This is a genomic window from Arthrobacter sp. 2MCAF14, from assembly GCF_052115645.1.
Lineage (GTDB): Bacteria > Actinomycetota > Actinomycetes > Actinomycetales > Micrococcaceae > Arthrobacter.
The window spans coordinates 35,896-47,999 of the sequence record NZ_JBFRHB010000001.1 but is presented as its reverse complement, the minus strand read 5'-3'; the positions used below and the strand labels follow the sequence as shown (position 1 = coordinate 47,999).

At 64.9% G+C, this 12,104-nt stretch carries 12 protein-coding genes; 4 read left to right on the top strand and 8 right to left on the bottom strand.

All coding sequences use genetic code 11. The features are described from left to right. Positions 1-60: 60 nt before the first annotated feature. Positions 61-477 carry an MGMT family protein gene (locus AB4074_RS00250; protein ID WP_441411610.1) on the bottom strand — a complete coding sequence of 139 codons (417 nt, stop codon included), beginning with the start codon at positions 475-477 and terminating at the stop codon, positions 61-63. 88 nt (positions 478-565) lie between these two features. Here AB4074_RS00250 and AB4074_RS00245 point away from each other — a divergent pair, with 88 nt between their 5' ends. The 4 genes from AB4074_RS00245 to AB4074_RS00230 all read left to right on the top strand — a co-directional run bounded on the left by AB4074_RS00245 (position 566) and on the right by AB4074_RS00230 (position 4,106). After that, the gene (locus AB4074_RS00245) at positions 566-1,276 is read left to right on the top strand and encodes a 3'-5' exonuclease (RefSeq protein WP_441411609.1); all 711 of its coding nucleotides are present in this window, start codon (positions 566-568) and stop codon (positions 1,274-1,276) included. A 356-nt stretch (positions 1,277-1,632) separates the two neighbouring features. Further along, positions 1,633-2,586: an ABC transporter substrate-binding protein gene (locus AB4074_RS00240; protein WP_437770882.1), complete on the top strand. Its 954-nt coding sequence runs from the start codon at positions 1,633-1,635 to the stop codon at positions 2,584-2,586. Between the two features lie 12 nt (positions 2,587-2,598). Next, complete coding sequence (locus tag AB4074_RS00235; protein WP_236811990.1) at positions 2,599-3,372, top strand: amino acid ABC transporter permease; 774 nt, start codon at positions 2,599-2,601, stop codon at positions 3,370-3,372. Beyond that, positions 3,369-4,106, top strand: a complete 738-nt coding sequence (locus AB4074_RS00230; RefSeq protein ID WP_236811991.1) for an amino acid ABC transporter ATP-binding protein — start codon at positions 3,369-3,371, stop codon at positions 4,104-4,106. Before AB4074_RS00235 ends, AB4074_RS00230 begins: the two co-directional genes overlap by 4 nt. A 102-nt stretch (positions 4,107-4,208) precedes the next feature. Here the strand turns inward: AB4074_RS00230 and AB4074_RS00225 are convergent, their stop codons facing one another. From AB4074_RS00225 to AB4074_RS00195, 7 genes are all read right to left on the bottom strand, one after another. Then, entirely contained in the window at positions 4,209-5,519 is a 1,311-nt protein-coding gene (locus AB4074_RS00225; RefSeq protein WP_441411608.1) for a glycoside hydrolase family 3 N-terminal domain-containing protein, read from the bottom strand. 62 nt (positions 5,520-5,581) lie between these two features. Next, a complete protein-coding gene (gene hemL / locus AB4074_RS00220; RefSeq protein WP_437770885.1) occupies positions 5,582-6,904 on the bottom strand; it encodes a glutamate-1-semialdehyde 2,1-aminomutase in 1,323 nt (440 codons plus the stop codon). Between the two features lie 31 nt (positions 6,905-6,935). Then, complete coding sequence (locus tag AB4074_RS00215; protein ID WP_441411607.1) at positions 6,936-8,012, bottom strand: LLM class flavin-dependent oxidoreductase; 1,077 nt, start codon at positions 8,010-8,012, stop codon at positions 6,936-6,938. Continuing rightward, the gene (gene hemB, locus AB4074_RS00210) at positions 8,012-8,992 is read right to left on the bottom strand and encodes a porphobilinogen synthase (protein ID WP_441411606.1); all 981 of its coding nucleotides are present in this window, start codon (positions 8,990-8,992) and stop codon (positions 8,012-8,014) included. The genes AB4074_RS00215 and hemB overlap by 1 nt, the downstream gene beginning before the upstream one ends. Then, positions 8,989-9,882: a uroporphyrinogen-III synthase gene (locus AB4074_RS00205; RefSeq protein WP_441411605.1), complete on the bottom strand. Its 894-nt coding sequence runs from the start codon at positions 9,880-9,882 to the stop codon at positions 8,989-8,991. The genes hemB and AB4074_RS00205 overlap by 4 nt, the downstream gene beginning before the upstream one ends. Positions 9,883-9,901: 19 nt before the next feature. Beyond that, positions 9,902-10,888 (bottom strand): hydroxymethylbilane synthase, encoded by a 987-nt coding sequence (gene hemC, locus AB4074_RS00200; RefSeq protein WP_441411604.1) that lies wholly within the window; start codon positions 10,886-10,888, stop codon positions 9,902-9,904. Then, entirely contained in the window at positions 10,885-12,060 is a 1,176-nt protein-coding gene (locus AB4074_RS00195) for a ferrochelatase (RefSeq protein WP_441411833.1), read from the bottom strand. The genes hemC and AB4074_RS00195 overlap by 4 nt, the downstream gene beginning before the upstream one ends. Positions 12,061-12,104 lie beyond the last annotated feature (44 nt).

The following is a 12,104-nucleotide window of genomic DNA, read 5'->3' as shown; positions in this document are numbered from 1 at the left end:
CCTGCCGCGGTTGTGCCTGTGTTGCTTCCTGCGTTGTTGCTTGAGGTGTTGGTGTTGGACTCACACGGTCATTTCATCATCGGGTACCGACAATTTATGAAGCTGACGCTCGAGTTGGCCTGAGATCGCGTCGATACTGTCGAAATCGCGGTTCGTCGGAGCCCACCGGGCCAGGGACAGGTCAACCCGCCAGCGGCCCTCGCCGGTCCGCAGATACTCCGCGTAGGCGCCGTGCAGCGGCGTTCCCTCATCCAAGTAGTGATGTAGCGCTTCCGACTCAAGTCCTGGGGGCGCTTCCCCGCTTGCACGCAGTACGCGCCACCAAGCCACTGTGCTCCCATGGTGGCTCATGACCGATCCGATCTGCCGGGGACCGCCTGAGCCCAGAAGCTCGGCAACATCCCCATACGACACGGCGACGCCGGGCGGCATGAGATCCACGACGGCCAGTACCGCCGTCACAAACTCCATCCGCATGCCACCAGCCTATCGGCATGCGCCGCAGGATCGGCGCAGAAGGAGTGTCGCTCCGGTTCTTGTCGGAGGGCGCCGGTAGCGTTGAAGCATGAGCTCCTGGAACACCCTCCCCCGCGCCGCGTTCGACCTTGAGACCACGGGACGGAACTCCCGTTCCGCGCGGATCGTCACCGCTTCCGTCACGGTAGTGGACGACGACGGCGGCATCGTCAAGGAACTCGAATGGTTGGCGGACCCTGGAGTGGAGATCCCCCTGGAGGCCAGCGAGATCCACGGCATCACCACGGAAAAGGCGAAGGCCGAGGGCCGTCCGGCGGCAGAAGTGACGCGCGAACTCGCGGCAGCGCTCCAGGAACTTTTCGACGACGGCGTGCCGGTCATTGCATTCAACGCCAGCTATGACTTCACGGTCCTGTCGGCCGAATCCGCCCGCTACGGTGTGCCGCAACTTAGCCGTTTCCCCGTGCTTGACCCCTACGTCATGAACAAGCAGGTCGACCGGTACCGCAAGGGCAAGCGGACCCTGACCGCTTTGTGCGAGGAGTACGGTGTGAACCTCGATAACGCCCACACCTCCGCTGCAGACGCCCTCGCCACGCTGCGCGTCCTCGATGCCATGGCCGGCAAGTTCCCGAAACTGCAAATGCCCGCTTCCAAGCTGCACCACCTCCAGGTCGATTGGGCGGCTGCACAGGCCGCCGATTTCCAGAGCTACCTGCGCAAGACCAAACCGACAGCCGTCATCGAAGGCAATTGGCCGGTCCTTCCCCCGGAAGATGCCAGCCGGGGAGACTTCTAAAGCGGCCGGACTTTCATAGCGCCCGTCCACGTATCGGACGCTTTTCCAGAGTCCGCATGATGGGACGCACGTCACATGGCGCTTATTGCCTGAAAGCCAGCTGGACGTCAGTCACGAATTCACCTCGACGCCTGAGGGGCGCGGCACTTCAAGCGCAATTTCCATTCGATCTTGAATTTGATTCGGAGTTTCCGGGAATCCCACGTCTTATCGCCGTCAATTTATCGCTGAATGGGCGGATGACATAATTAAGTTTGGCGGGTCGAGTCCTGATATTGCGGCCCAAACCTGCTTTGGCTGCGTTCCCCGCCCGTCTCGATACGAACGCGTGTTCCCCGATGAAAGTGATTTGCTTGATGAAAATCAAAGCCCTGAAGTGGTTCTCTGCTGTCCCCGTGGCTGCAATCCTGGCGGTCTCCCTGGCCGCGTGTGGTGGCGGAGCGGGCAGCACCAGCAGCGCCTCGCCGACCGATGCCCTCCAAGGCAGCGACCAGAAGACTCTGGACAAGTACACCACCAAGGACGTCACTCCGCTGGACAAGATCGACAAGTCCAAGCTGGGCCTCATCACCGACGGCACCCTGCGCGTCGGCACCCTCTCGGACGCCCCGCCGAACATCTTCATCGATCCCTCGGGCAAGTTCACCGGCTATGACAACGAGCTGCTGCGCGCGGTTGGAGCCAAGCTGGGCCTCAAGGTCGAGTTCGCCTCCACTGACTTCTCCGCACTGCTCTCCCAGGTCAAGAACAAGCAGTTCGACGTCGGATCCTCCTCGATCTCCACCACGGACAAGCGCCGCGAGTCGGTCGGGTTCACGAATGGCTACGACTTCGGCTACATGGCTGTCGTGACCAAGTCCGACTCCAAGATCAAGGGCTTCGCGGACCTCAAGTCCGACGTCCGCATCGGCGTCGTTCAGGGCACCGTCCAGGACGACTACGTCACCAACACGCTCAAGCTTGAGCCCGTCCGCTTCCCGGACTACAACACGGTTTACGCCAACGTGAAGAGCGGCCAGGTTGACGCCTGGGTCGCCCCGTCGCAGCAGGCAACCGGCCAGGTCAAGGACGGCGACAACACCAAGATCGCCGAAAAGGTCGTGAACACCCAGAACTTCACCGCCTGGGCCGTGAACAAGGACAACCAGCCTCTGCTCGATGCCCTCAACTCCGGCCTTGACGCCGTGATCGCGGACGGTACCTGGACCAAGCTGACTGCCGAGTGGTACAAGGACCGCCCGACGACGGCGGAGCAGACCCCGCAGGGCTGGAAGCCGGGCAGCAAGGCTGTCCAGATCCCGGCCAAGTAACCCAGGCATTCCATGGATCTCCAGGAAATCCTCAAACAGCTCGGCGAGACCTTCCTCGACTGGAAGGCGATGGGCGAAGTCATCCCCAAGATGTTCGCGGTCGGCTTGCCGAACACGCTTGTCCTCGCCGTCACCTCCGGCATCATCGGAACGCTGCTCGGGATGTTGCTCGCCCTCATGGGGATCTCCCGGAATCCTGTCGCCCGGTGGATTGCCAGGATCTACACGGATGTCCTCCGCGGGCTCCCGGCAGTGCTCACGATCCTCGTGATCGGCCTCGGTTTCGGACCCATCATCCGGCATTTGACGGGCTCAACAAGCCCGTACCCGTTGGCTGTCGCGGCTCTGTCCCTGATGTCGGCGGCGTACATCGGCGAGATCTTCCGCTCGGGCATCCAGAGCGTCGACAAGGGGCAGCTCGAGGCAACACGAGCACTGGGGTTCGGCTACGGCCCTGCCATGCGGCTTGTGGTGGTTCCCCAGGGTGTACGCCGCGTGCTGCCCGCGCTCGTGAACCAGTTCATTGCGCTGATCAAGGAGTCCTCCCTCGTGTTCGTCCTGGGTCTCCTCGCCTCTGAACGGGAAGTCTTCCAGATCGGCAAGGACTTTGCGTCTACGAGCGGCAATCTGTCCCCCTACGTGGCGGCGGGCCTGTTCTACCTGGTCATGACGATTCCGCTCACGCATTTCGTGAACTGGCTGGACCGCCGCCTGCGTTCGGGGCGACCGGAAAAGAAGGAACCGGACGAGGCGGCCGCCGTCGTCGGGAAGGGAGCCCAGGCATGAGCGAGTTCGCTTCAGGAACACTGACGGCTAAAAACATCCATTTGTCCTTCGGGTCCAACCATGTCCTGCGCGGCATAGACCTGCACGTCGAGAAGGGCACCACGGCTTCCGTGATCGGTCCTTCCGGCTCGGGGAAATCCACGCTCCTGCGGGTCATGAACCGGCTCATCGAACCCGAGCAGGGTGACATTTTGCTCGATGGCCGTTCGGTGCTCAAGGACAACCCGGATGAACTGCGCCGGCGGATCGGCATGGTTTTCCAACAGTTCAACCTGTTCCCGCACAAGACCGTAGCGGAAAATGTCTCCCTCGCACTGCGGAAGCTCCGTGGCATGTCCAAGGAGCAGGCACGGGAGGATGCCCTGGCCCAACTGGACCTCGTAGGACTCAAGCACAAGGCCGACGCCCGGCCAGCCAACCTCTCCGGCGGGCAACAGCAGCGAGTGGCCATTGCCCGAGCGCTCGCCATGAAGCCCGAGGTGATGTTCTTCGACGAAGCAACATCGGCCCTGGACCCTGAACTGGTCAAGGGCGTTCTAGCGCTCATGACCGATCTGGCCAAGGGCGGCATGACCATGGTGGTGGTAACCCACGAAATGGGCTTCTCAAGGAACGTGTCCGACACCGTGACGTTCATGGACGCAGGCGTCGTCGTAGAGACCGGATCGCCGGAACAACTCTTCACCGAGCCGCGGACCGATCGCCTGAAGGGCTTCCTTTCGGACGTGCTCTAGGCCTTAACAACGAAGATCCCCGGTTTCCGCACGAACCACCCACAGTGGTGAATCGTCCGGAAACCGGGGATTTTTCACGTCCGCCCCGGCCTGTAACCGGGGCTACTGCCCTGCCTTCACTTGAAGAACAGTCAAAGCAGCGGCATCGACTGATTTGCGGAATTCAGGATCGGCCTGCGCACGTTGCAGGACCTGGGCGTACATCGCCGGAACTGAAGCGGTGTCTGCGCACAGAACCATGGTGCCGCCTGCCCCGATGAAGTTCGTTGCCCTATCCCCCATGCTCCAGGGCGACAGCTGCACGGCGTTGCAAAGGTCATCAGACACGATGATGCCGGTGAACCCCGCGTCCGTCCGCAACATGGTGCGCATGATCACCGACGAAAACGGGGCCACATGGTCGGGATCGATCTTGTCGTAGTAGGCGTTCGAAATCATGACCCACCGGAGTCCGCTGTCGATCGCGGCTTTGAACGGCATCAGGTACGGATCCGTCCGGGTGGTTTCGGCGTCGTGGACGTTCGCGCTGACGTCAGTGTTCAGGCTGACGCGCCCCATTCCTGGGAAATGCTTGACCACGGGCGCCACCCCCGCGTCCCGCAGTCCGGCCGCCATCGCGTTCCCGTGCTCGGACACCGCGGCCGGGGTGAAGCCGTATTCACGCTTGAACGCCCCAATGGGCTTGTTCGAGGGCGCAAATTCGGGGCTGGGAACCGTATCCAGTACCGGCGCCAAGTCAACATTCACGCCGGCCTGCAAGAGTTCGGCCCCCCAGTTCCGAGCGTCGGCGCGTAGTTGTTCGGGGCTCGAGTTGCCTTGGTCCAAGGCTGCGGGAATAGGCAGGAATCCAGGTCCCCGGAGGACTTGGACGGAGCCGCCCTCCTGGTCCGTCGCGACGGACAGAGGCAAGCCACGGCTTGAGGCCGGCGAAATCGCCGCCCTCAGCGTTTCCACAACTGATGCCGTCGCCGAGACGCCGGCCTGGCTGCGTCCGGCCAAATAGATATTGCCGACGTGGTTGTTCAGGAGATCGGCCACTGCGCCCGAATCGCTTCCGTCGGCCTTGGCCGCCACCATGAACAATTGCCCTACCCTTTGCTCCAGGGTCAGGCCCGCGAGCCGCTGTTCCGGCGTCGGGTGCGGTGGCGGCGGCAGCTCAGTAGGACCGGCCGGCGTTGCAGAAGCACTCGGCGATCCCGCGGACGGAGAGTTGGAAAACCGAGGCGTTGGGGCGGCCTGGGGAGTGCCTGGCGCCGGGGGCGGGTCTCCGACGGCCGGGAACCCGCGGTCAGGGGCGTCGGCATGCGCAATGCCGACAAATGCCCCGGCCATCAGGGCGAAGAGGATGAGCACTGAAATTCTGGACGGCTTGAGCAGATGAATCATCGCCTTGTAGATTCGATCGTTGCCCACAGCCTGCTCCCGGCCCGGCGGGGCGTGCAAGGAGCAGGCTGCGCAGCATCGGGAAAGTGGCGTTACAGGGCGGTGGCCTCCGCGGCCGCTTTGGCTGCTGCAGGGAGCGCGTCAAAGATCCGGTTCATGGCGACGTCGTCGTGGGCAGCGGACAGGAACCATGCCTCGAAGACCGAGGGCGGCAGGTAGACGCCGGAGTCCAGCATGGAGTGGAAGAACGGTGCGTAGCGGAAGACATCTTGGGCCTGGGCGTCGGCGTAGTTGTGGACGCCGTTGGCCGAAGTGCCGAAGGCCACGGAGAAGAGGTTCCCTGCGCGCTGGATCGAGTGGTCCACGCCGGCAGTGTCCAGCGCCGACGAGAGTGCCGCCGAAAGTTCCAGCGAGCGGGCATCCACGAAGCTGTAGACCTCCGGGGTCGCGAGCGTCAGGGTGGCGACGCCTGCGGCCATTGCCACCGGGTTCCCGGACAAGGTTCCTGCCTGGTACACCGGACCAAGGGGCGCAAGGTAATCCATGACGTCAGCACGCCCGCCGAGGGCCGCCGTCGGCATGCCGCCGCCGATGACCTTGCCGAAGGTCAGCAGGTCCGGCATCCAGCCTTCCTGGCGGCCAGTGAGGCCCCAGTAGCCCGCGTAGCCCGTGCGGAAGCCGGTGAGCACCTCGTCCAGGATCAACAGCGCGCCGTGTTCGCGGGTGATGCGGGACAGCCCTGCGTTGAAGCCTTCGTCCGGGGTGACGACGCCCATGTTGGCGGGAGCGGCTTCGGTGATGACGGCAGCGATGTTGTTGCCGTGCGCAGCGAAAGCGGCTTCCACCGCGCCGAGGTCGTTGTACGGCAGGACGAGGGTTTCAGCGGCGGCAGCTTCAGTGACACCGGCCGAACCGGGCAGTGCCATGGTCGCAAGGCCCGAACCAGCGGCGGCGAGCAGTCCATCGAGGTGGCCGTGGTAGCAGCCCGCGAACTTCACGATCAGGTTGCGGCCAGTGAACCCGCGAGCCAAGCGTACGGCGGTCATGGTGGCCTCGGTGCCCGTGGACACCATGCGGATGCGTTCGACGGCGGAGACGCGTTCCTTGACGATCGCGGCGAGGTTTGCCTCATCGGGCGTAGAGGCGCCGAAGGACAAGCCGCGGTCGACGGCGGCGTGGACGGCTTCGAGGACGGCCGGGTGCGCGTGACCCAGCAGCGCCGGACCCCATGAGCAGACGAGGTCTACGTATTCGCGGCCATCCGCGTCGGTCAGGTACGGACCCTGCGCCGAAACCATGAACTTCGGGGTCCCGCCAACGGAACCGAAGGCGCGCACCGGAGAGTTGACGCCGCCAGGCATCAGGGAACGGGCGCGGTCGAACAGCTGGTCGGAGACAGGGGTGTTTGAAGTCATGGTGTCCATTCTTTCAGGGATTCGGGACGGTTCAGGCGCCGGCAAGCTTCTTGGCCACCAGTGGGGCCACCACGGTGCCGAAGAGTTCTATGCAGCGCATCATGGATTCGTGCGGCAGGGTTCCATTGCTGTATTTGAGGTCGAAACGGTCAACGCCGAGGTTCCGCTTCAGCAAAACGATCTTCCGGGCGACCGTTTCCGGGGAACCCACGTAAAGTGCTCCCTCAGGTCCGCACATGGCGTCGAACTCGCCCCTGCTCGCCGGTCCCCAACCGCGTTCCGCGCCGATGCGGTTGCGCTGGGCCAGCCAATGCGGGAACAGTTCCTCCCGGGCCTGCTCGTCGGTGGGAGCGACGTAGCCGGGCGAGTGGGTGGCAATCTGCTGCATGTTGTGTCCGTATTTCCCCATTGCCTCGCGGTACAGGTCCACCAAGGGGGCAAAACGGCGCGGCTCCCCGCCGATGATGGCGAAGATAATCGGATAGCCGTATTGGGCGCAGCGCAGCACCGACTCGGGGGTTCCACCCACACCGATCCACGTTGGCAGCAAGTGGTGTTCCAGCGGCGGAAAAACGCTCATTCCGTTCACGTTCGGCCGGGTACGGCCTTCCCAATGCACGGGCTTCTGCGCCCGGACCTTGTCGAAGAGTTCCAGCTTCTCCTCGAACAGGACTTCGTAGTCCGCCAGGTCCAGGCCGAATAGGGGGAACGATTCCACGAAGGAGCCGCGGCCCAGCATCACCTCCGCACGACCGTTGGAGATCGCGTCAACGGTCGAGAAGCGCTGGAAGACCCTGATGGGGTCGTCGGAGCTGAGCACGGTGACCGCCGAACCGAGTTTGATCTGCGATGTCCGGGCGGCGGCGGCCGCCAGGAACACTTCGGGCGCCGAGACAGCGAAGTCGCGGCGGTGGTGCTCCCCCACCCCAAAGGCATGAAGCCCGACGGCGTCCGCCAGTTCCGCTTCCGCCAGCAGCTCCCGCAAAACCTGTGCATGCGGTTTCGGGTTGCCGCCGGCGTCCACCCCGGCGTCACCGAAAGTATTCAGTCCGAGGAGGATCTCCGTAGCTCCGACAGGGGCCGTGGGAGTGGAAGCGGTATCTGTCATCAGGACTCCTTAAGCCAGCCGGCAAGCTCGGAGGCCCAGTACGTCAGCACCATGTCGGCGCCGGCCCGCTTGATGCCGAGCACGGATTCTGTGATGGCGCCGCGGCGATCGATCCAGCCGTTCGCGGCAGCCGCTTCGATCATGGCGTATTCGCCGGAGATTTGGTAGGCCGCCACGGGAACCGGGCTCATGGCGGCGACGTCGGCGAGGATGTCGAGGTAGCTCATGGCCGGCTTGACCATCACCATGTCGGCGCCCTCTTCGAGGTCGAGTTCCACCTCGATGATGGCTTCGCGGCGGTTGGCGGCATCCATCTGGTACGTCCGGCGGTCACCCTTGAGCTGCGAGTCCACGGCTTCGCGGAAAGGGCCGTAGTAGGCGGAGGCGTACTTCGCCGCGTAGGCCAGGAGCGCGGTGTTCTGGTGTCCGGCCTCTTCAAGGGCCTGACGAATCACGGCGATCTGGCCATCCATCATCCCGGACGGCCCCAGGACGTGGGCACCGGCGTCGGCCTGGGCTACGGCCATTTGAGCGTAGATTTCGAGGGTGGCGTCGTTGTCCACGTAGCCGTTGGCGTCCAGGACGCCGCAGTGGCCGTGGTCGGTGAATTCGTCGAGGCACACGTCGCCCATGACAACCAGGTCATCGCCGACTTCCGCCCGGACGTCGCGGATGGCTTTGTTCAGCACGCCGTCCGGATCCAGGGAGGCGGTTCCTCGGGCATCGCGGACGGCCGGGACACCGAACAGCATGATGCCGCTGACACCGAGTTCCACGGCTTCCGCAGCGGCGCGCTTGAGCGAGTCGGTGGTGTGCTGCACGACACCGGGCATGGAGCTGATCGGAGCCGGTTCGCTGAGTCCTTCGCGAATAAAGGCGGGCAGGATGAGATCCGCGGGAGCCAGCCGGTGTTCGGCGGTCATCCGGCGCATGGCGGGGGTGGTGCGGAGCCGGCGGGGCCGGTGGTTTGGAAAGCTCAACTTTCGTTCCCTTCGGTGGCGAATACGGTGCGTAGGGCGGTCACGATGCCGTCGGGCGTGGGTTCTTTGGCGGTTGCCGCGACCGGGATGCCGAGAGCGGCAGCCTCTGCCGCCGTCGAGCGCCCGATCGCAATAAAGCGGCAATCCTGCAGCGGCCCCAGCGAGGCGTGGATGCGGCGTGCCGCACTGGGTGACGCGGCGACGACGGCGTGGAGCCGGCCGCCGGAAAGTTCGGCCTTGGCGGCTTCGGGGGTGAGCTCCGGCGCCCCGGATCCCGCCCCTGTCTTCCAGCCGTTCGCCGCTACCAAGGCAGCAGTCAGCCTGCGTTCGGGGGCCGCGGGGTAGTCCACGGTGTGGTAGGCCGTCACTGGCTGGACCGCGGCTCCCTTGGCTTCGATCCCCTCCGCCAACATCGAATCGGCGATGTCCGCTTGGGGCAACAGCACATTGGCCGGGCCTGTCGGCCAGACCGCCACGAGTCCCGCGGCCGACTGGACGTCTTCCGGCGCGAGGTCCACGGGAATGCCCTCCGCTTCGAGGACCCGCCGGCTTGACGGACCAATCGTCGCGATCCGGACGGAATCCGGAATCAGGTCCGTCAACTCCAAGCGACGCTCGGCCGCTTTCTCCTTCAGGGCGCGCACCGTCGTGATACTGCTGACCACCAGCCAGCCGTACGCTCCCGCGAGGAGGGCGTCCAAGGCGACCTCGAGGGAATGCTGGTCGCGGGCACGCTCAAAGTCGATCAAGGGCAACAAGAGCGGCTCCGCGCCGGCTTCCCGCAGGGCGCTGACGAGCGGGGCGGCACGATCAGGGCTGCGCGTCACAAGAACCCGGGCGCCTTCAAGGACCCGGGCCTCCCCCGACTTCACCGCGCTGTGCCGTCCCATCGTCTCCTGTTGGCTCCGGTTATCGGGAAGCTGCAAGATCTGCGATGTCCGCGGCACCCGCGGCAAGCAGGAGCTCAGCGACTTCGATGCCTAGCAACGTGGCGCCCACCTCAGTGAGCCCGTCCGTGGCCTTTTTCTCGCGTACGGACTTGCTCCCGTCCACGGCACAGACGACCGCTTCCAGGTACAGCAAGCTGCCCTTGCGGTAAGCGTAGGCGCCCACGGGCGCAGCACAGCCTGCTTCGAGGCGGGCCAGGACGGCCCGCTCCGCGGTGACGGCCAGCCGGGTGTCTTCATCATTGAGTGCGGCCAGGGCCTGGGCGAGAGCGCCCTGGGAACTTTCGGCCGAGCCGGATTGTCCTGGAGCGTCGACGGTGCGGCACTCGATCGCGAGTGAGCCCTGTCCGGGGGCGGGAAGCATGACGTCGGTCTCAAAGAACTCCGTCACGACGTCGAGCCTGCTGATCCGTTCCAGTCCCGCCGCGGCGAGGACGACGGCGTCGAGGTCGCCGGGTGAATCTTCTGCGTTGCCGGCGAGCCCCGGAACGCGGCCCAGCCGGGTGTCCACGTTGCCGCGGATGTCCACGACGTCGAGATCCGGGCGGGCGGCGCGCAACTGCGCAGCGCGACGCGGCGAGCCGGTACCGACCCTTGCGCCGGCCGGAAGATCCGCCAGCTTGAGACCGTCACGGGCGCACAAGGCGTCCCGGACGTCGACGCGCTTGGGCGTTGCGGCAATCGTGAGTCCCGGTGCCGCACCCGTGGGGAGATCCTTCAGGGAGTGCACCGCGACGTCGCACGCGTTCTCCAACAGCGCTTCGCGAAGGGCTGCGACGAACACTCCGGTGCCGCCCATCTGGGACAGCGAGCCCGTCCGGACATCGCCTTCGGTCTTGATGCGCACCAGTTCAACGGGAAAGCCACCGACGGCGGCCAGCTGGTCCGCGGTCTGCTGGCTTTGGGTGAGCGCGAGCTTGCTCGCGCGGGTGCCGATCCGTACGGTCATTTCGCGCCTTCTCCTACAGGGTAGGCATCATGGCCAGTGCCGACGGTGGTGTCCGCACCCGCAATCGTGGGCTTCTCTCCACGGAAGTTGGCACAGCAGCCGGGACGGCAGATGTCGTACCACGGTCCCAGCCCGGTCATGGCAGGGCGATCGGCGATGTTGTTGGCTGCAGTCCGCTCGCAAATGAGGTCCACCAAGCCGGAAACGAACTTGCGGTGGGTTCCCGGCGTGGGGACGCGGGTCGCGCTGAGCCCGAGATTCTTGCACGTTTCCAAGGCCTCGGTGTCCAGGTCCCAGGCCACTTCCATGTGGTCGGAGACGAAGCCGAGCGGAACGATCACGACGCCCTTGATCCCTTGGCCGGCCAGTTCCTCGATGGCATCGTTGATATCCGGCTCAAGCCATGGAACACTCGGTGCGCCCGAACGGGACTGGTACACCAAGGACCATGGCGCGGTGAGTCCGGATTCGGCTTCAACCCGCCGAACAACCTCGGCGCCGGCGGCCAGGTGTTGGGCCACATAAGCCGAGTCCTGCTCGAACTCGCGGGGCTCGGCGTCCGAACGCCCGGCGGCCTCAGCGTCGCGGGTAGGAATGGAGTGCGTTGCAAACAGGATGTGCACCGCAGCGTCCTGGAGACCGGCCGCGGCCAGTTTCTCCTTGACCTCCGCAAGTCCCGCAGCCGTTCCTTCCACGAATGGTTCGACGAAGCCAGGGTGGTCGAAGTACTGGCGGACCTTGTCCACCTCGAGTTTGCCGTCAAGGCCGGTCTCCGTCAGAGCAATGCCGATGTCCTCGCGGTATTGGCGGCAGCTGGAGTAACAGGAGTAAGCACTGGTGGTGACCATCAGCAGCTTGCGGTGGCCGGCGTCGTAGGCTTCCTGGAGGGTTTGCGGGATGTAGGGATCCCAGTTGCGGTTGCCCCACAGCACAGGCAGGCTGATGCCGCGTGCCGCAAGCTCTGCCTCGAGGGCGGCCTTGAGGTTCCTGTTTTGCTGGTTGATGGGGCTGATCCCGCCAAAGGCGCGGTAGTGGTGGGACACCTCTTCGAGACGCTCATCCGGGATGCCGCGGCCACGGGTCACACTGCGCAGGAAGGGAATGACGTCGTCCTGGCCTTCGGGTCCGCCGAACGAGGCGAGGAGGACGGCGTCGTACTCTTTGGGGGCCATGCGTCCGGCCTCGGTGACGTCATTGACCTCGGTGAGGCTGGCCG